18 protein-coding genes and 1 riboswitch are annotated in these 20,339 nt (G+C 42.2%); of the genes, 12 read left to right on the forward strand and 6 right to left on the reverse strand.

The features are described 5' to 3' along the window. Positions 1-159: 159 nt before the first annotated feature. The 6 genes from rapZ to BMX79_RS00670 all read left to right on the forward strand — a co-directional run bounded on the left by rapZ (position 160) and on the right by BMX79_RS00670 (position 6,577). Positions 160-1,047 carry an RNase adapter RapZ gene (gene rapZ / locus BMX79_RS00645; RefSeq protein WP_091478264.1) on the forward strand — a complete coding sequence of 296 codons (888 nt, stop codon included), beginning with the start codon at positions 160-162 and terminating at the stop codon, positions 1,045-1,047. Further along, the gene (locus BMX79_RS00650) at positions 1,044-2,069 is read left to right on the forward strand and encodes a gluconeogenesis factor YvcK family protein (RefSeq protein ID WP_091478265.1); all 1,026 of its coding nucleotides are present in this window, start codon (positions 1,044-1,046) and stop codon (positions 2,067-2,069) included. The genes rapZ and BMX79_RS00650 overlap by 4 nt, the downstream gene beginning before the upstream one ends. Before the next feature lie 43 nt (positions 2,070-2,112). Continuing rightward, positions 2,113-3,051, forward strand: a complete 939-nt coding sequence (whiA, locus tag BMX79_RS00655; protein ID WP_091478267.1) for a DNA-binding protein WhiA — start codon at positions 2,113-2,115, stop codon at positions 3,049-3,051. A 586-nt stretch (positions 3,052-3,637) separates the two neighbouring features. Further along, positions 3,638-4,951, forward strand: coding sequence for an electron transport complex subunit RsxC (gene rsxC / locus BMX79_RS00660; RefSeq protein ID WP_091478269.1), 1,314 nt, complete (start codon positions 3,638-3,640; stop codon positions 4,949-4,951). A gap of 2 nt (positions 4,952-4,953) precedes the next feature. Beyond that, complete coding sequence (locus BMX79_RS00665) at positions 4,954-6,054, forward strand: RnfABCDGE type electron transport complex subunit D (protein ID WP_246117608.1); 1,101 nt, start codon at positions 4,954-4,956, stop codon at positions 6,052-6,054. Positions 6,055-6,148: 94 nt separating this feature from the next. Further along, the gene (locus BMX79_RS00670; RefSeq protein WP_091478271.1) at positions 6,149-6,577 is read left to right on the forward strand and encodes an immunoglobulin-like domain-containing protein; all 429 of its coding nucleotides are present in this window, start codon (positions 6,149-6,151) and stop codon (positions 6,575-6,577) included. Positions 6,578-6,640: 63 nt separating this feature from the next. Here BMX79_RS00670 and BMX79_RS00675 read toward each other — a convergent pair whose 3' ends face one another. Beyond that, on the reverse strand, positions 6,641-7,354 hold the full coding sequence (locus tag BMX79_RS00675; protein WP_170230929.1) for an MgtC/SapB family protein: 714 nt from the start codon (positions 7,352-7,354) through the stop codon (positions 6,641-6,643). A 225-nt stretch (positions 7,355-7,579) separates the two neighbouring features. Here BMX79_RS00675 and rsxC (BMX79_RS00680) point away from each other — a divergent pair, with 225 nt between their 5' ends. Both rsxC (BMX79_RS00680) and BMX79_RS00685 read left to right on the forward strand, forming a co-directional pair. Continuing rightward, positions 7,580-8,908, forward strand: coding sequence for an electron transport complex subunit RsxC (gene rsxC, locus BMX79_RS00680; RefSeq protein ID WP_091478274.1), 1,329 nt, complete (start codon positions 7,580-7,582; stop codon positions 8,906-8,908). 1 nt (position 8,909) lies between these two features. Beyond that, positions 8,910-9,941 carry an RnfABCDGE type electron transport complex subunit D gene (locus BMX79_RS00685; protein ID WP_091478275.1) on the forward strand — a complete coding sequence of 344 codons (1,032 nt, stop codon included), beginning with the start codon at positions 8,910-8,912 and terminating at the stop codon, positions 9,939-9,941. 220 nt (positions 9,942-10,161) lie between these two features. Here the strand turns inward: BMX79_RS00685 and BMX79_RS00690 are convergent, their stop codons facing one another. Both BMX79_RS00690 and BMX79_RS00695 read right to left on the reverse strand, forming a co-directional pair. After that, complete coding sequence (locus tag BMX79_RS00690; protein WP_091478277.1) at positions 10,162-10,725, reverse strand: chromate transporter; 564 nt, start codon at positions 10,723-10,725, stop codon at positions 10,162-10,164. Further along, positions 10,722-11,300: a chromate transporter gene (locus tag BMX79_RS00695; RefSeq protein ID WP_091478279.1), complete on the reverse strand. Its 579-nt coding sequence runs from the start codon at positions 11,298-11,300 to the stop codon at positions 10,722-10,724. Before BMX79_RS00695 ends, BMX79_RS00690 begins: the two co-directional genes overlap by 4 nt. A gap of 164 nt (positions 11,301-11,464) precedes the next feature. Between BMX79_RS00695 and BMX79_RS00700 the strand changes: the two genes are divergently transcribed. The 4 genes from BMX79_RS00700 to BMX79_RS00715 all read left to right on the forward strand — a co-directional run bounded on the left by BMX79_RS00700 (position 11,465) and on the right by BMX79_RS00715 (position 16,997). Further along, positions 11,465-12,334 (forward strand): glycosyltransferase family 8 protein, encoded by an 870-nt coding sequence (locus BMX79_RS00700; RefSeq protein ID WP_170230928.1) that lies wholly within the window; start codon positions 11,465-11,467, stop codon positions 12,332-12,334. Beyond that, entirely contained in the window at positions 12,331-13,692 is a 1,362-nt protein-coding gene (gorA, locus tag BMX79_RS00705) for a glutathione-disulfide reductase (RefSeq protein WP_091478282.1), read from the forward strand. Before BMX79_RS00700 ends, gorA begins: the two co-directional genes overlap by 4 nt. A gap of 137 nt (positions 13,693-13,829) precedes the next feature. After that, positions 13,830-13,927, forward strand: a riboswitch (purine riboswitch). Positions 13,928-14,072: 145 nt separating this feature from the next. Further along, positions 14,073-15,533, forward strand: a complete 1,461-nt coding sequence (locus tag BMX79_RS00710; protein WP_091478573.1) for an NCS2 family permease — start codon at positions 14,073-14,075, stop codon at positions 15,531-15,533. A 267-nt stretch (positions 15,534-15,800) separates the two neighbouring features. Next, positions 15,801-16,997 (forward strand): DUF8173 domain-containing protein, encoded by a 1,197-nt coding sequence (locus BMX79_RS00715; RefSeq protein WP_143059402.1) that lies wholly within the window; start codon positions 15,801-15,803, stop codon positions 16,995-16,997. A 334-nt stretch (positions 16,998-17,331) separates the two neighbouring features. Here BMX79_RS00715 and BMX79_RS00720 read toward each other — a convergent pair whose 3' ends face one another. From BMX79_RS00720 to BMX79_RS00730, 3 genes are read right to left on the reverse strand one after another with little or no spacing between them, the layout of a single operon-like run. Then, a complete protein-coding gene (locus tag BMX79_RS00720) occupies positions 17,332-18,552 on the reverse strand; it encodes an ABC transporter permease (RefSeq protein ID WP_091478285.1) in 1,221 nt (406 codons plus the stop codon). Then, on the reverse strand, positions 18,553-19,260 hold the full coding sequence (locus BMX79_RS00725; protein ID WP_091478287.1) for an ABC transporter ATP-binding protein: 708 nt from the start codon (positions 19,258-19,260) through the stop codon (positions 18,553-18,555). 15 nt (positions 19,261-19,275) lie between these two features. Continuing rightward, positions 19,276-20,139 (reverse strand): efflux RND transporter periplasmic adaptor subunit, encoded by an 864-nt coding sequence (locus BMX79_RS00730; protein WP_091478288.1) that lies wholly within the window; start codon positions 20,137-20,139, stop codon positions 19,276-19,278. Positions 20,140-20,339 lie beyond the last annotated feature (200 nt).

Here is a 20,339-nt window from a genome sequence, read left to right on the forward strand (position 1 = left end):
ATTAGACCATTGGACAGTTAAATCAGTCCAATGGTTTTTTAGTATGAACAGGATATGACTATTCATGAGCAGAGTATACATGACACGCCAGGAATGTTATAATAAATAAACTGCTAAGGTTAGTTGATAGGTATGTGGTCAGAGTAAAGGAGTGGCATAATGAACGAACATTTAGAATTGGTGATTATTACAGGTATGAGCGGAGCAGGTAAGACAGTAGCCATGCAGAGTTTTGAAGATATGGGATACTATTGCATCGATAATATGCCTCCAAACCTCCTTCCGACCTTCTGGAAACTGGTTAGAGAAACTGGACAGTTCAGTAAGATTGCCTTAGTTATGGATCTTAGAATGCAGGATTTTTTTGAAGAGATAAATAAGGCAATCGCGACGATGGACAATACGCCTCTTATTCGAACGCGTATTGTGTTTCTGGACGCGACTAACGAAGAACTGGTCACCAGATATAAAGAATCTCGTCGGGCTCATCCATTGGCAAAAAATGAACGAACTATTGAAGGAATCAAGAAAGAAAGAGAGCTGCTGAAGGACATTCGTATGAAAGCTCAGGTCGTTATTGATACCAGCACTATTACGCCACGTCAGTTGAGAGAAAAACTGATCGAGAAATTCAAAGTACAAGAAAAAGAAATGTTCAGAGTTGAAATGGTCTCATTTGGTTTCAAATACGGTGTACCTATTGATGCTGATATAGTAATGGATGTCAGGTTCCTTCCTAACCCGCACTACATCCCAGAACTGAAGCCACAGACTGGACTGGATAAAGATGTGTATGATTACGTCATGCAGCAGCCTGAGACTGAATCATTCTATAAGAAATTCACAGATCTGCTGGAATATACACTTCCAGGGTATAAGAAAGAAGGAAAAAGCAATCTGACTGTTGCTATTGGCTGCACTGGGGGTAAACACCGATCAGTTGCCTTAGTTGAACGGATTGCGAATAAAATCAAAGCTGACGGCTATCCTGTCAATGTTTCACACAGAGACAAGGATAAAGTAAAGGAGTCCATTGTACGGTCATGAAATCATCACTAATCAATAAAAGAAGACCAAAAATTGCCGTGATCGGCGGTGGAACAGGGTTGCCAGTTATTTTAAAAAGCCTTAAGGAAAAAGATGCAGATGTAACGGCGATCGTGACCGTTGCAGACGACGGAGGGAGCAGCGGGGCGTTGAGAAAAAGCTTCAACGCCGTTCCTCCAGGCGACCTGAGAAATGTACTTATTGCTCTGTCAGAAATACCAGAACTGCAGAAAGAGATTTTCCAGTACAGGTTCAAGTCTCAGGACGAGGCATTATCAGGGCATACAATCGGAAATCTGATTATTCAGGCTACAGCCGATATGCGGGGGAATATCTATGATGCGGTCCAGCTGCTGGCTAAAATGATGCATGTGAAAGGGCACGTTTACCCTGCTGCCGAAGAACCGCTTGTCCTTCATGCGCGCTATATGGATGGATCGACCCAGACCGGAGAATCACAAATTCCCAAAAGTGGTAAAATGATCGATTACGTTGCAGTTTCATGTGTGGAAGGAAGAAAGCCCGTTCAAGCCAGTAGAAAGGTCATTTCAGCTATTATGGATGCTGATATGGTTGTTCTGGGACCAGGAAGCCTTTTTACCAGTATTCTCCCGAATCTGATGATTCCTGATATTGGAAAAGCAGTTATGGAAACAGAAGCCAATGTGGTATACATCTCTAATATCATGACTCAGCTGGGTGAAACGGAAGGCCTGTCTGATGCGGATCATCTCCGTGTCTTGCACAAACATCTCGGGAAACGATTCGTGGATATCGCAATTACTAATATTGGGAAGGTACCTGAACAGTATATCGACCAGGAAGCCAATGAAGAATTTCTGCTTCAAGTCGATCATGATTTTAAAGGGCTAAGCGATGAAGTGCCACTGATTATTTCTGATGATTTTCTGGAATTGACTCCAAAAGGTGTCTACCATGATGGAGAAAAAGTTGCTGAAGAAATATTCCGTACAGCATTTAACAGCCAGCGTAAGATTAAACAGTATTTTGAAAACAACTAAAATTTAGATAAGCCGAGTCATTGAAAGTAAGGAAGTGAACCTAATGTCATTTGCTTTTGAAGTAAAAAAAGAACTCACACTTCTGGAAGTTCATCCAGAGCATGCCAAAGCTGAACTGGCTGCTCTGATAAGGATGAACGGAACATTGAGTATTGTCGACCACGACTTCTTATTAAATGTCCAGACAGAAAATGCTGCAATAGCCCGCAGAATATATTCGCTGATCAAAGACAATTTTGATGTAGAATCAGAGCTGCTGGTCAGAAAGAAAATGAAATTAAAAAAGAACAATGTGTACATCGTCCGACTTAAAAGTGGGAGCAAGCTCATATTAAAGGAGCTCGGGATCATGGACGGTATGCTCTACAGTGGGCATATCCCCGAAGAAATAAAATTAAACAAGCAGAAAGCCAAATCTTACTTGAGAGGAGCCTTTCTTGCCAGCGGATCTGTCAACAGTCCGGATACAAGCCGTTACCATCTTGAAATTCATTCGAGTTATGAAGAGCATAATGAAGACATCTGTGAGATGATGCAGATGTTTGATATGAATGCACGTATTCACGAGAGACGGAACGGGTATATCGTATATCTAAAAGAAGCAGAAAAAATAGCTGATTTTCTGGCTATGATTGGAGCTACTGGAAGCATGTTCCGCTTTGAAGATGTACGGATCGTTAGAGATATGCGAAATTCAGTCAATCGTCTGGTCAACTGCGAGAATGCAAATATGAACAAGACTATCGATGCAGCAAGCAGGCAAATCGAAAATATTCAGCTGATCGCCCAAGTAAGAGGTCTGGATACATTACCGGATAAATTAAGAGAAATGGCGAAATTACGCATTGATCATCCGGACGTGAGCTTGAAAGAACTAGGCGAACTAGTGCCTAATGGTGGAGTCTCCAAGTCTGGAGTCAATCACCGGTTAAGAAAAATCAATCAGATAGCCGAAGGTATCAGGTCGGCGCAGAAAGTCTGACAATCTATTATTCTCTTGCTTTATGCCGGGGGATGATAGATTTTTTATTTGTCTGAAAAATATGAGGATATGGAAGAATACTCATTTCTGAAAGATTAATTTGTGACAAATTAAAAGGAATCTTTTTTAACAGGATAATGACAAATATTAAGTAATTGTTGAATTATATAAAAACGCTCTCTTGACATCGTTCTCAATAACTAGGCTAATTGAGAACGATAAATAAGAATATAGCTTATTGCAAATAACTCCTACAAATTTAGTTTATAATATGTATTAAATAGAAGCTCAGAAAGATATGAGCGAACGATCAAAAGAACTTTTTTCACAATAAATCTCAGTTTAAAGAGAATAAAGTGAATGAGAACCATTTTCATTTGTAATATTTTCGGATACAATAAATGTAAGAAGCCCGATGTTACTTTACTTTTTATGTATAATTCGTTATTCTTAAGTCAGATGATGTAGCGATAGACTCATGAAAATTATTGTGAAATTATTATAATGCAATTGAATTTAGACTAAAGCAAGTTGTTACACAGTTAGGGTTGAAATAGGAGTTACATATATTTGAGGAGGAAAGCGAATGCGTTTCAAAACAGTACAAAAAGCCACATATCCTAAACATAATAAATCGCGTACACATCATAAGCCGATTGAAAAAATTGATGCACCTGCTATCATGGTTTTCCCAATGTCCATGCACTTAGGAGCTCCAGCCAAGCCAGTTGTGGCAGTTGGAGATAAAGTTAAAGTTGGAACGTTGCTGGGGGAAGCTCAAGGCTTCATTTCTGCAAATGTTCTGTCATCCGTCAGTGGGGAAGTCATCTCTATTGAAGAACGTGATGTGCTCAGTGATGTTTATACCTGTGTCATCATAAAAAATGATGGAGAATACACAGAAGAGCCGCCGTTTCCGGAAGCGGGAGATAATGTAGATCCTGCACTTGTCCCTGAACTGATCAAACGAGCCGGTATTTCGGGGATGGGTGGAGCAACTTTTCCGACGAACGTAAAAATGTCACCGCCTAAAGACAAGAAAATCGATACGCTTATTTTAAACGGGGCAGAATGTGAACCGTATTCTACATCTGACTTGCGTACGATGATCGAATATGCAGATGAAATTATTGAAGGTGTCCGCGTGATCGATTCAGTCTTCAATGTCGACAAAGTCTTCATCGGTATTGAAGACAATGCAAAAGAAGCTGGAGAGGCACTTAGAAAAGCGGCTGAGGGTTACGATAAAGTTGAGATCAAAGTCCTTGAAGCAAAATACCCTCAAGGGTCTGAAAAACAGCTGATCGAGAACTGTACTGGACGTCAGGTGCCTGCAGGAGGTCTACCAGCTGATATCGGCTGTGTCGTGTCCAACGTTGGGACATTTCAGATGATTTACCGTGCAGTACGTCTGGGCAAACCTATGGTAGAACGTGTCTGCACGATTTCAGGGACACCAATTGCTGATCCTAAGAACCTGCTCGTACGTCTGGGAACACCAATCGATGACGTGATTGATTTTTGTGGAGGCTTCCAGGAGGCACCACGAAAAGTAATTCACGGTGGACCTATGATGGGTAAAACAATTAAAGACGGGGCGATTCCTATCTCTAAAGGAACAACACATGTGACGTTCCTTACTGCAGAAGAAGTCGAGGATGAAGAGCGTATGGATTGTATCCGCTGTTCAGAGTGTATCAACGTCTGTCCCGTGAGCCTGCAGCCTATACTCATCAGCAATGCTTACGAGCGTGGAGATATCGAAAAAGCTGAACAGCTTGGAGCAATGGATTGTATTGAATGTGGAAACTGTTCATATATCTGTCCATCCAAAATTCCTCTACTTGATAATATTAGAAAAGCTAAAACGGCTATCAGACAGAATGTAAAGGCGGTGTAGAAATGAGTACGAATAAAACAAAAACTACCTTGGCCGATTACGATTTAGTGCTGGACAACTCACCGCACATATTTGAAAAATGGTCATCACAGTGGATCATGCTGCAAGTTATTGTTGCCATGCTGTTTCCACTAGCAGCAGGTGTCTATTTCTTCGGATTCCAGACACTTTATCTTACTGTTCTTGCTGTGATCACGTGTGTGATCAGTGAGTACCTGTACGAAAAAATTGTTAGAAAACGTGTAACTGTGACCGATTTATCAGCAGTAGTTACAGGTATGGTTATTGGATTAAGTATGCCAAACGGTGTCCAATGGTACAGTATTATTATTGTCAGTCTATTTGCGATTATTGTTGTCAAGATGATTCCGGGTGGAATCGGCAGAAACCGGTTCAATCCCGCGGTAGGCGGACGAGTCATGTATTTGATGGCACCTTGGATTGTAAATACATTTGTTGCAGGAGAAGATATAATAACCACAGCAAGTCAGGCAGAAGCTATTACAACTGCAACTCCAGATGACCTTGTTGCTGCTGCAACACCCTTGTACTACATTGCAAGTGGTGCGCAGGAAGTCCCGGAAGGCGCGCAGACGCTTTGGAATATGTTCCTGGGAAATCAAGGTGGATGGGGCGGGTCTCTTGGTGAAACAAGTGCAATCGCATTACTCATCGCCATGGCATTTCTGATCTTCCGACGCATTATCAATCCTAAGATACCGGCACTGTATATCGGAACAGTTGCTCTGATCATGCTGGTTTACTCAGGATTTGATTTCGAATTCATGATGTATCACATTCTAAGTGGAGCCTTGCTTCTGGCAGGAACTTTCATGGTCACAGACTATGCTTCAGGTGGCCTGACTCCTCTTGGTCGAACGGTATTTCCAATCGGCGCTGGCATCATTACTGCGGCTTTCAGAATTGGATATTTTTCACCTGAAGGGGTTGGCTTCTCAATACTTATTATGAATGCGATCATTCCATTTGTAGACAAACTGGTTATGCCGCGCATTTACGGTCACAAGAAACGTCCCGGAGTTCATCCGGATTATGATCTGACAGAGCCGCTTACCAAGCGTGACGTGCTGACATACAATTGAGTAGATAATAAAACGGCTGGAGAATGATCCGGCCGTTTTTTTTTTACGTATTATTCAGTGTATACTTAAGAAAATAGAAAAGGGTGTGCTAAGTATGCTGAAAAAAACACTTGCAGCAGGAGCAGTTTTTATCATTGGAATGGTTTTAAGCGGGTGCGGAGATACAGGAGAACCGTCACCGTTTGAAGAAGTGGATACATTGGACGGCGTATCTATAAGCTTGAATCAGGAAGTGTATGATTCAGAAGGAGAGACATTCATTCTTACTGTGTCGAATCAGTCTGAAGAAGAGATAAGCTATGGCATTGCATTCACTGTCGAAAAGCAGGAAGGGGACCAGTGGATAACCGTTGAACCAGAGGAAGAGATGTCATTTATTATGATTGCCCATATACTGGGTCCGGGAGAAGAGGCAGAAGACGAACTGAACATGCATTACTATGAGCCCTTCGAACCAGGTGAGTACCGAGTCGTCAGACAGATCGAAGGAGAAGTGCTGACTGCCGAGTTTACTGTGGAATAAAAAGATAAAGCAATAAAGATAAGTCAGCTTGTTAGCGACAACTGACATCTTTATTGCTTTTCTTTAATTGCCTGGTGTAGTTTTGATGGTATTGATCTTAAGAATGTCTTCATAATCACCAACCTGAGATATGAAATGTATCATGTTAAACTGTGCGGGAAGGTGCAATGTATACATATCTTCACAAATTGAACTTCCGTCTTCCAAATAGGTAATAGAATGATCTGTTGAAACAACCGTAATGTTGTTTGCTTTAAAAGTTTCCATTAGATAAGCAAGTGTAGCATCTCTATTTTTATACTGAATCTCCAGTTGTTTAGTACTGTCGATTTTGAATAATCCTTTAAGCAGACGTAAAACGATCAGCATGATAAATGTACTGGTGATTGCCATGAAATAATAACCCATACCCACGGCAATACCTAAACTTGCTACAGCCCATATTGAAGCAGCCGTTGTCAGTCCAGTCACTGTGCGTCTACTTACAATAATTGTTCCTGCGCCCAGGAATCCAATCCCGTTGACAATCTGAGCGGTAAGACGAGTAATGTCTGATGATAATATTGTTGAAAAATCGGGATTGTCTATGGCGAAATTCAGGACCCATCTGCTCGCTTCCAGTTGTGTCATCGTAATGATCGCTGCACCCAGACTGACTAGAGTATGGGTACGTATCCCAGCATCGCGACCCTTAAGTTCTCGTTCGTAACCAATTACCCCGCCGACGACTGCAGCGAGAATCAGTCTTAAAAATAATTCTATCTGAGTAAATTCCAAACCGATTCCTCCCTCATACTTTTATAACACTATTATCGTTAACTTGACAAATAAATACAAGAATGAATTTGTACAGATCACAGGGAATTACTTTCATCTTTCTGCTACATATTGTATACTAAAATTATTAGCAAAACCTACCAGTTTTTTCACATGACATAACTATAAGAAAGTATGTGAAAAAAGTAATTAGGTTAGACAGGAATTATAGAGAGGATGAATGTGATGCGTTTTTCGTTCATGGGAAAACACGGTGGTTCCCATCCAGAAGAGAATAAATCACGAACAAGCAAGTTACCGATAGTAGATGCATCAGTCCCTAAAATCATGGTTTACCCTGTGTCCATGCATATAGGCGCACCTGCTAAACCAATTGTGGAAGTTGGAGATAAAGTAAAAGCTGGTCAAGTCATTGCAGAAGAAGGTGGATTTGTATCAGCAAATGTATATTCTTCAGTTTCAGGTGAAGTGATCGCTATAGAAAAACGTGGAAAAATTGGTGGCGGAGAAGTGGACAGTATCATTGTCAAAAATGACTATGAATATACAAAAGCTGATCCAATCGTCGAACCAGGACGGTCTCAGGACATGTCAAAAGATGAAATCATTCAGACAGTCAGGAAAGCTGGAATCGTTGGAATGGGTGGAGCAACGTTCCCTACAGCTGTTAAGTTGAGTCCTCCACCGGGGATGACGATTGACACACTTATCATCAATGGGGCCGAGTGTGAACCGTATTCTACATCCGACCACAGAGTCATGGTGGAACATGCAGATGAAATTATTCATGGAATTAATCTGTCTAGAGCATTGTTCCCTCAATTACGTCGCATCTTTATCGGTGTAGAGGATAATAAACCGGATGCCATCAAGGCGCTTGAGGAAGCCTCTGCTGAATATGACGATATTTTCGTCCGTCCATTGAAAACAATGTATCCACAAGGATCAGAGAAAAACTTGATCAAGAGCATGACTGGAAGAGAAGTATCGCCTGGTGGCCTTCCTGCTGAAGTTCGCTGTGTCGTGGCTAATACATCAACGATCCGTTCTTGCTACCGCGCCTGCGAGTTTGGCGAGCCTTTAATCGAACGTATTGTATCAGTGTCCGGAACACCAATAAGAGAACCTAAAAACCTTCGAGTTAAAATCGGTACTCCTATGGATTCGCTTATTGAAGACTGCGGCGGATTTGCTGCCGTACCAGGAAAAGTCCTGGGTGGTGGACCGATGATGGGTAAAACTGTTTCGGATCTCGGGGTTCCAATTATTAAAGGAACGACAGCTATAACAGTTCTGACTCCTGAAGAAGCTGAACAAGGGGACAGTCACGACTGTATCATGTGTTCAGAATGTCTAAATGTCTGCCCGGTCAGTCTGCAACCTATCCTTATCAGTGAAGCTTTCGAAAGAGGAAATATTGATAAAGCTCAGGAGCTGGGGGCAATGGACTGTATCGAATGTGGAAACTGTTCATTTATCTGTCCTTCAAAAATTCCTCTTCTAGAAAATATTCGTTCCGCTAAAGCTGCTATAAAAGCGAAGGAGGAGAAGTAAGATGGCTCAGGCAATTGATGTAAAAGGTAAATTGCAAGTCGGTCCTTCACCTCATGTTCGCAGCAAACGCACCGCAGCTTGGGTTATGGACCAGGTTCTGATTGCACTGATTCCACCGACCATTGCCGCAACGTTTTTCTTTGGCTGGTGGGTACTTGGAATGGTGGCTATTGGTATCGGAACAGCCGTTGCTTCAGAGTATATCTATCAGAAACTTACGTATAAGCCGATCAAAATCCACGATCACAGTGCAGCTGTGACCGGTATGCTGGTTGCATTAAGTTTACCTGTGACTGCCCCTATATGGATGATCATGTTTGGATCGATTTTTGCTATTGTTATCGTTAAGCAGCTTAATGGTGGGATTGGAAGGAACTACTTCAACCCAGCCGTAGCCGCCCGAGTTACTATTAAGGCACTCTTTACTCCCTGGCTGGCTAATTGGGTCCTGCCTGGTGGGTTGCTGGGAAGTGGATTCAGAGGGGTCGATGCTATAGGCTCTGCCACACCTCTGGAATTCATTGGTAACGGGGCACAGGTCGTACCTGAACAGGTACCTGAGCTGTTTGATTTGTTTATGGGATTCAATCTCGGTGGAAACGTAGGAGAAACATCTAAATTTGCAATACTTATTGGAATGCTTTACTTAATATTTAGAAAAGTCATCAACCCTAAAGTACCGATATTGTATATCCTTACAACATTTGTGGTTATGGCATTATGGTCTAGCTTTAACTGGAATTTTGAAATGACGCACATTTTGACAGGAACACTGTTCTTTGGTGCGACTTATATGGCAACAGACTACAGTTCCGGATCATTGACACCGGAAGGAAAAACTGTGTTTGCTATAGGATGTGGGCTGCTGACAGCTATATTCAGGATCACCTTGGATCACCCGGGTGGTGTAGGGTATTCTATCCTGATCATGAACGCATTGGCGCCATTTATTGACAGCAAGCTTATGCCTCGTATCTATGGACACAAGAGAAGACCTCAGACTAAATTTGATCGTCAAAGTAACAACGCTTAATACGAATAGAATAATGGAAAAGAGGTCGGGATCTCCCGGCCTCTTTTAGTGTTGAGAAAAGGTGATATCAAGACAAGCTTATATGTGTGAGTAAAAAACTGGAAAAAAGCCCCACATCTTCAGTGACGATTGCACTGAGGAAGTGAGGGCTTTTTAAGTAGCATCATTGGAAAATAATAGTCTGAAGGCGCTAGCCGTTCAAATACACTGCTCTGCAGGGCTATAACAAGCTGTAGACAATTCCTCCGGCGACACCGGTAACTAGAATAATCTGAATAGGGCTTGCCTTGAACTTTCGCATCAGGAATAGTCCGACAGCGAAGAAAATAACAGAGACCCAATTGATTTCTGAAAGGGCGATCGGCCAGTCACTATGACCAAACATAGCTGTCATGAAAATCGTTACACCTGCAGAAGCAATCAGAGCGACAACTGCCGGGCGAACACCTTGGATCACACCTTGAACAATTGACAGGTTCTGATACTTGAAGTAGAAATATGCCAGAAGTTGAACAATAATGACAGACGGTAAGGTTACACCTATTGTAGCAATGATTCCGCCCATGATTCCTGCAATCTGATTGCCCGAAAAGGTTGCTGCGTTAATGGCAATAGGGCCGGGTGTCATCTCCGACAAAGTCAGAATATCAATGAACTGCTGGTTAGTGATCCAGCCTTGAACCGTAATCAGTTCCTGCTCAATGAGTGGCAGAGAAGCATAGCCTCCTCCAAAACTGAGGATTCCAATTTGGAAAAAACTGAGAAAGAGTTCTAAGTAAATCATTTGCTCTCCCCCTTGTCGTGTTTATTCTTTAAGTCTACTAATGTCATGATCAATCCGATAAGAGCCGAGACAAAGAGCAGCCACAGAATATTGACCTGGAAGACAATGCCAGCGATCAGTGCCGCAATCATTACCAGTACAGGCACTATCTTTTTTTGTTTTATGATTCGAAGAGCCATGTTTATGACGACATTTACAATGATTGCTGCAACCCCGGCCTGCATACCTAGAAGCACATTGTTAACTAGGGCATTATCTCTCACTGCCAGATAAATATATGCCAGGCCCGTCATAATTGCCAAGGGGGGAAGAATGGTTCCAAAAACTGTGACCATTGCTCCAGTGAAACCGGCCATCCGATAGCCAATCAGTATGGATGTGTTCACAGCGATCGGTCCAGGTGCTGACTGTCCAATAGCAATTAGGTTCAGCATTTCATCCTCATCGATCCATCCCAGTTCATTTACAAATTTCTTTTCCATCAGCGGAACAATGACATAGCCTCCGCCGAAAGTGAACATGCTAAGAAAAAATGTCGATCGAAAGAGAGTTAAGTATAATTCTTTTTTCTTCATATGATTCCTTCTTTCATAAAATCAGTCCTTTATCCATTATAGTGGAATTTATAGAGCATTAAAAGAAAAAGAAAAGTGTGATTTGAGTGAGTTTTCCATATAGAATAGGTATAATGATACAAAGGAGTCACGAAACAGGTGTGACTGTTGCTGGAGGTATAGGAATGATCAATTTACTTTTTTCATTGAACGAAGGCTATGTCTATCCCCTTAAGGTGCTGATCCGGTCCATTATAGATACGAATCCGGATGAGAGATTCTGCATGTATTTGCTTCATGCAGGGATATCGGATGGAACTGTAGGAGAACTGAGGACGTTTATTGAAAAAGAAGGGCATGTTTTTGAACCGATTTACAGTAAAAACTTTTTCAAATCATCAGATAAAATAGCGATAACCAGATATTATGCATTGGAAATGTACTTATGGATGTTTGCACCATATCTACTTCCAGATCATGTCGATCGGGTGCTGTATCTCGATCCGGATATTATCTGTATGAATAATCTGAGACCCTTGTACACTAAACCGTTTCATGGGTACTCATTCATTGCGACAAACTATAAGTATAAAACTAAGTGGGTTCAGCCGTTCAATAATTTAAGGTTAAGAAATTTTGAGTCTGATGATTATTTCAACTCGGGTGTTGTACTGATGAATCTCGATAAATTACGACAAATCGAAAAGGCAGATCATATTGTTGAAACGATTCGTGAAAATAAGCCATTTCTTATTTTACCGGACCAGGACATCTTCAACTTGATTTTTGTCAATGATATTAAAGAGGAAGACTGGCGGATCTATAACATGAATCCAAGAGTTTATGAAAAACTGAAGATCCTTTTTCCACATAAATATAATTATAGTAAAGTGGAAGAGAACGTGGTATTTATTCATTATTCAGGGAAACATAAACCTTGGGATGAACGGGAAAAATATAAGTATGCTTTAGGCAGATATTACTTTGATAACGAAAAGAAAGTGTATCCGGTAATTGAAACATTAGAAGCCAGCAGGAAAGGAAGAAAACGATGACGAGAACGAAGGATTATGATTATTTAGTGATTGGCGGAGGGAGCGGAGGGATTGCCTCTGCTAACAGAGCAGGCATGCATGGAGCTAAAGTTGCCCTTATTGAAGAGCACAACTTGGGAGGCACCTGTGTCAATCTGGGATGTGTGCCTAAAAAAGTCATGTGGTATGTGGCCGATATGATGGAATCGATCAATCATTATGCTGAAGGTTACGGTCTCGAGATCGGTGGCAAACCCTCACTCAATTTTGAGAAGCTGGTTGAAAATAGAGACAAGTACATTCATTTCCTTCATGGAGCGTATAAGAAAGGCCTGGACAGCAATAAAGTTGATCTTATCAGAGGGAGAGCAGTCTTTGTTGACGAATCGACGGTTGAAGTTGATGGAAAGACGTATACCGCTGACCATATAATGATCGCCACAGGTGGAAAGCCTAAGCGGCTGCCGATTCCTGGTGGCGAGTACGGTATGGTATCTGACGATATCTTCGGTTTGAAAAAATTGCCTGAAAGCATCGCAGTGATCGGAGGCGGGTATATTGGGGTAGAAATGAGCGGCATTTTCCATGCAATGGGGGTTGATACTCATTTATTCGTGAGAAAGCCTCAGCCACTATATAATTTTGATTCTATAATCTGCGAGGGATTCTCGGAACTTGCTGAGGTTGAAGGAAGAAAGATCCAGACTAACAAAACAGTCACCGAAGTGAAAAAACTGGAAGATGACAAGTATGAGCTTGTATTTGAAGATGGCAGCACGCATGAAACGGAAATGGTTCTCTGGGCGACAGGGCGCACACCGAATACCGATGGGCTTAATTTAGAAGCTGCAGGAGTTAATCTATATCCTGGAGGGTATGTAGAAGTCGATCAGTATCAGAATACCACAGGAAACAATATTTATGCAGTAGGAGATGTGACTGGAAGAGTTGAACTGACTCCAGTGGCAATTGCTGCAGGAAGACAGCTGTCTGAACGTCTATTTAATGGCAAGCAGAATGCTAAAGTCGATTATGATAATATTCCGACTGTCATTTTCACCCATCCGCCTATAGGGACTGTTGGGATGACCGAGGAGCAAGTCTATGACCTATATCCTGAAGACTATATCAAGATATACAAAACATCTTTTACTTCGATGCACAGTTCGATCACTGGGCATAGACAGAAAGCATACATGAAACTTGTCTGTGTAGGAAAAAATGAAAAAGTGGTTGGCCTTCATGGAATCGGAAAAGGGATGGACGAGATTCTTCAAGGCTTTGCAGTAGCGATTCAGATGGGAGCAACCAAGAAAGATTTCGACCGGACGATAGCTATTCACCCGACTGCTGCTGAAGAATTTGTTACAATGAAATAATCGTTTTAGCGAACAATGGTTTTAATCTCATACAATAAGAATAAAATGTGTCAAAATATACGAATGATACTTATGTATTTCGGATTAATTTTTCGTTTATAGTTGAAAAACCTCTCAGAATATACTATGATTAAGGCAACTTAATAAGAGTGTTATCTAATATAATTTAGCGATATGGGCTAGAGTCTCTACCAATCCCCTTAAAGGATTGACTATTAGATTAAACAATTGCGATTGTTTAAGATGTAGTTAATTAAAGGCGGTCATCCGTCTTTTTTTGCTTTCTTGAACTTTATCCTATACGTTATATTGTTAGATAACCCTTGATTAATGACTCCATACAAGTGGAGAATTATAGAAGAGAGAGGGTTTTATCTTTGTTGGAAAAGTTTTTTCAATTAAAGGAGAATAATACAACAATCGGACGGGAGGTCACTGCAGGATTAACGACATTCTTTGCTATGTCTTACATTATATTTGTTAATCCTCAGATTCTGTCATTAACAGGTATGCCGACTCAAGCGGTCTTTCTGGCAACTGTATTATCTACGGCAGTTGGTACATTAATCTTAGCATTGTATGCGAATGTACCTTATGCACAGGCACCGGGTATGGGTCTGAATGCATTCTTTACCTATACAGTCGTCTTTGCACTGGGTTTTTCATGGCAGGAAGCTTTATTCATGGTTTTCCTCACCGGGGTAGTCGGAATTCTAATTACCGTTACATCAATCAGAAAGAAAATCATTCATGCGATACCTGAATCTCTTCAGCATGCTATAGGCGGCGGAATTGGTGTATTTATTGCTTATATCGGATTGAAAAATGCACAACTATTGGAATTTACATCTGAAGGACAGGATATTATTTCTGTCAACAATGAACCTTATACAGCTGGATCTGAAATCACCGGACCGATCAATACTGTAGTCACTGGCGGAGGGATCATTCCTGACATGGGAAGCCTCGCTAATCCTTATGCGCTGCTTGCCATCATCGGTCTGATCATCATGGTCGTTCTAATGATTGCCAAAGTTAAAGGTGCGATCCTTATCGGAATCGTTGCGACGACAATCATCGGAATCCCTATGGGCGTTACGGATTTATCTGGATTGAGTAATCCTGCAAACACGTTTATGTCAGCCTTCAGTGATCTAGGTGTCACGTTTGGTGCGGCTTTCGGCTCGCAAGGGTTAGGGTCACTTGTGGCTGATCCTTCACGATATGCTTTGATTCTTATTACGGTCTTTGCATTCACCCTTACAGATGTCTTTGATACGATCGGAACCTTTATCGGAACAGGCCGTAAATCTGGTATCTTTACACTTGAAGATGAAAAGGCGATGGATCAGGGTAAAGGACTTAACACAAAAATGGAAAAAGCACTTCTGGCAGATACCGTTGCTACAGCAACTGGAGCAATCTTTGGAACGTCACCTGTTACGACATTTGTTGAAAGTGCAGCGGGAATTGGTGCTGGTGGGCGGACTGGGCTGACCAGCTTGACAACTGCTACTATGTTCCTTCTTACAGCTTTTATTGCACCAGTGATGTCAGTCGTTCCTGGAGCTGCCACAGCGCCAGCACTAATCGTAGTCGGTATTCTGATGCTGTCTGCATTTGCTGAAATTGACTGGAACAATCTTGAAGAAGCAGTACCTGCATTTTTTGCTTCTTTATTCATGGGATTCTCCTACAGCATTTCATACGGAATCGCAGCAGGCTTCCTGTTCTACATCATTACCAAAGCAGTTAAAGGAAAAGCGAGAGTTGTTCACCCGGTTCTTTGGGCAACAACAGCTTTATTCATCGTCAACTTTATTGTCATGGGAATGTTGTAAGAAAAAATATAAATCTAATATAATCGAATGTCACTGGAAAGAATCCGAGGATTCTCCCAGTGGCATTTTTGTTTTGTGATTAGTGTAAAAGACCAAGGGTTACATTAACTGTTCGGGCTGGGAAGTGGTAGAATGAGCGTATAAAATAGCGGGTCAAATCTAGAAATAAGTCAAGAGTGACAGTTGAATGATGGATAAGGAGGTCAAGATTTGGGGTAGAAAATGGGTGAAAGGCAGGTACTGATTTTCAGAGAGGAGGGTATACAGATGGTTAAAAGGAAGCGTGTGTTAACCATGTGTGTAGGTATAATTAGTCTGCTGGCAGCCGTTATCGGACTGGCTATTTTTGCTCGTCAAGTTTCAGCTGGAACACATATGGGCGACCGATTAAGCAGACAGACGCTGGAACAGGGAGAGATCATCGAAGGACCGGGCTGGTTTACAGGAGATGTCATTACAATAGATGGAGAAGTACAAGGAACTACATTTGCAGCTGGTGAGCAGATTATTATAAACGGAAGGATTGATGGGGCTCTGTTTGCAGCAGGGCAGCGTGTCCTGATCAATGGAGAGGTGACTGGTAACATATACTGGGCAGGTGAAATCGTCCGCTTCGAAGGAAACGCCGAACGCGAGGTTTTTCTGGCCGGAGAAACAGTTGTCATCGAAGAAGGTGCCATGGTAGGAAGAGATGGGTATGCTGCAGGAATGAATGTAAGAATAAATGGAGAAGTAGAAAGACATCTAATGGGTGCAGGGGAGTCGGTTATCCTTAATGGAGCTGTCAGCGGAGATGCTGATTTGAGAGCGGATTCGCTGACCTTAAATGATACCTCCGAGATCGGGGGAGATTTCAGATATGAAAGTCCCAATGAAGCATCAATTTCTTCAAATGCTGTGATTGCCGGAGAGACGGTCTGGACTGAATCGGAAGTCTGGCAAAGAGGACCTCAACTCACTCGTCAAAACCGGTTACTGATCAGAGGCATGTTTCTCATCTGGAGTCTCCTCAGCTCACTAATTGTCTGGCTGGTAATTAGACTCGTCAGTCCTTTGTTCTGGCAGGAACGTATTCGTCCCGTTGAATCTCAGGTTTTAAAAACGGTTGGAGCAGGTACGCTTGTTCTGTTCGGGATACCCTTATTGTCATTGCTTCTAATGGTTACTGTGATAGGGATAACCATGGGAGTGATCCTTCTAATCACATACGGTCTGGCATTATATTTAGCCAGAATCATAACAGCTGTACTGATCGGCAACATCATTATCAGGCGTGTCGGACAGGTAACATTCTGGACAGAGTTGCTGCAGATGCTGATTGGGCTTCTCATTTTCGAGATTCTGTCTCTCATCCCAGTCGTGAATATTCTGACTGGTATTGTGGTAGTCGTCATTGGACTGGGAGCTATGACTCTATCGAAACGGAGAACCAAGCGGCAGACGGATGAGTATCCTGAATATTAGTTTGATGATTATGCTTTGGGACTTCATTTGTGAGGCGACTACTGAGCAAATGGGAGAGCACTGAAAATCACATTGGAAATTTGGCCGAATACATGAGCAAATACGATAGCACCGGAACTCAGACGGCAAACTCGACCGAGTACCGGTGCTAGGGTGATAATATCAGCTGAATGCCTATCTTAGAGATGAAAAAGCCGTCAGACGGCTTTTATCGATATTTAAGACACAAAACAGTAGTCGTCCTGTCCGTCATACAAAAGTTAAACAACAAAAGACCAGCCGCTGCAGGTATAAGCAGTTGACTGGTCTTTTGTCAGTTCACTTGAACATTAAACTATTCGTATCTCAACGCATCAATCGGGTTGAGTCTAGCCGCTTTACGTGCCGGATAAATTCCGAAGAAGACACCGACAGCAGTAGAGAAGAGCAATACCAGCGCCACACTACCCAGTGTAATGATCGGTACAATATCTAGGGCTCCTGCGATAATGTTAGACAGGATAATGCCTAACGTCAGTCCAATCATTCCTCCAATAAGACTTAAAATGATGGATTCCATCAGGAATTGCACCAGGATCGTACGCGTCGTAGCTCCCAAGGCTTTTCTGGTACCAATTTCTCTCGTCCGTTCAGTAACAGATACTAGCATGATATTCATTACTCCAATACCACCGACCAACAGAGCAATGGCAGCTACTGCAGCAATAAAGTTGATAAACAGGCTCAACACATTGTTGACCTGGTCAAGCGCTTGAAGGAAATTGGTCGCATTATATACGTTATCTCCAACTGTATTATTTCTCAGTTCGAGAAGTCTGACGACTTGACTTGATACAGCATCGATCTGATCAGTACTTTCGACCTCTATGGATACAGAATCCATACCTGCCATCTGCGGTACCTGATTGCCTAATGTAGATTGAGGCATAGCAGCGAACAACGGAATCTGGCTGATGTCGAAAGCACCCTGCATATCTCCGAAAGATCCTTCGACCACACCGACAATTCTAAGGTTCATCTGGCTCTGAGCGACAGTGACACGCAACGTCTCACCGATCACATCTGTCGTTCCGAATAAAGCTTCTGCACCGTCTTCGTCTATCACAACGACATCCTGTGATTCGTCAAAATCAACCTGATTGAAATAACGCCCTTCAACTAATGTCGAGCTCATCGATTGACTGACAAATTGAAGATCCGGTGTACCGTACGATATGACGGCCTGCCGCGATTCATCATCTGACGAAATATTTCCTGACGTCGTTTCATTAGGAGAGATATAGCGGATTTCATCGATAGAATCTCTCAATACAATCAGATCTTCATTGGATATCAAATCTCCTGACTGATCAGGATCGTTGGCATTTAGACTGATAGTAGTTGCTCCAATGTCATTGAAGGTACGTGTGATTTCATCCGTTGCACCATTACCAACTGCAAGAATCGCAATAACTGAGGCAATTCCGATAATAATCCCGAGCATGGTCAGAAAAGAGCGCATTTTATTGGCGAAAATACTATCTATAGCCATCTTAAGATTTTCTTTTATAAACATTTACTCCACCTCCCGCTTTGAAATCCGTTTAGGAGTGAGCTGTTCATCTTTTTTCATGACACCGTCTTTAAAATGAACAATACGTTTTGTGTATTCTGCCATTTCAGGTTCGTGAGTAACCATAACGATCGTCGTGCCTTCATCGTTCAACTCCTGAAAAATTCTCATAATATCCTCAGTGGTTTTAGAATCCAGGTTTCCTGTAGGTTCATCAGCCATAAGAACAGATGGTTCATTAACAATTGCACGGGCAATTGCTACACGCTGTTTCTGACCGCCGGATATTTCGTTAGTTAAATGTTCCAGGCGATTGCCCAGACCGACTTTTTCGAGAGCTTCTGTGGCTCGTCTACGTCTTTCTTTATATGGAACTTTTCCATATACTAGGGGAAGCATGACATTTTCGAGGACATTCATTCTAGCCATAAGATTGAATGACTGAAAAACGAAACCGATCTCTTTATTTCTTATTCCCGCAAGCTCCGCATCCGACAAATCGGACACATCCGTACCGTTGAGCAGATAGCGGCCACTGTCAAATCGGTCCAGGAGTCCAAGAATATTCATCAGCGTGGATTTTCCGGAGCCACTAGGTCCCATAATAGAGGTGAACTCGCCTTCCTGGATTTTAAGAGATACCTTGTCCAGAGCACGTACGGTTTCTCCGCCCATTTTATAAATCTTTTCAATATCAGTGATTTCTATCATGAGCACACCTCCTCATTACTCGTCTATTTCCACTTCTGCTCCATCTTCAAGATCTTCGCCAGGAGAAAGAACAACTTGGTCGCCTTCACTTAACCCGTCAGTTACTTGGATGTAGGCATCAGACTGAATACCCGTTTCGATCATGACCTGACTGACTTCACTTCCAGATAAAACAAACACATACGGTTCGTTATCCTGATTGTAATTCAGTGCTTCAATAGGGATGACTAGTGCACCTTCTGCAGAATCAACGATAATGTCCACATCTATCTCAAATCCCGCAATCAGATCATCTGTATTTGAATCAAAGGCAATCGTTGCACCTAAACTGGTCGATGACCCTATCTGAGTCTGCTGGGTGGTTGCTACAGGATCGATTGAAGCGACCGTACCGTCATACATAGTATCGGCATATTCCAATTCAACAGCCTGATCTTCTTCCACAAGTCCGGCATCTGAGCGGGACAACTGGATAGAAACTTCTAAATCACTCAGGTCAGAAATGACAATAGACGACTGGCCCTGCTGAGCATTTGCGTCAGCTTCCTCTTCGGTCACATTGACTTCCGTTACTGTTCCATTGAAATTAGCGGTGAAGCTTGTTCCATCGACGTAACTGACAAGGGTATCGCCCTCTTCGACTGAATCTCCTACAGCAACATTCAGTTCTGAGACGACACCCTGGCCGACAATCTCCTGAGTCTGAGCGGGTTCGATCATGCCGGTCGTCACGACCACCTCTGTAATATCACGTTCTTCTACTTCAGCTGTTCTTACTGAAATAGTCTGATCTTCCTGAGTAGAGCTGTAGATGCTGTAACCTACAAAGCCCAGGAATAACAGGAATATAATTATTCCTATCCACTTCTTTCCTTTCATTTTATCTTCGTCCCTTCTATATTAAAGTACAATTTTTAGTTACAACTTTAATTATACAGGTAGGCATAGGCCTTTTCTATGAATACGAGTGGAAGTCATGAAATCTTCAACGTTTAACGCTTTCACACCTAGGTATTGTGAGACGGGATTTTGGGCCGCAGAAAGTGTATGTGGTAAACTATACTTAGCTAAAGAAGAGA

The sequence above is a fragment of the Alkalibacterium pelagium genome (assembly GCF_900109325.1).
GTDB lineage: Bacteria > Bacillota > Bacilli > Lactobacillales > Carnobacteriaceae_A > Alkalibacterium > Alkalibacterium pelagium.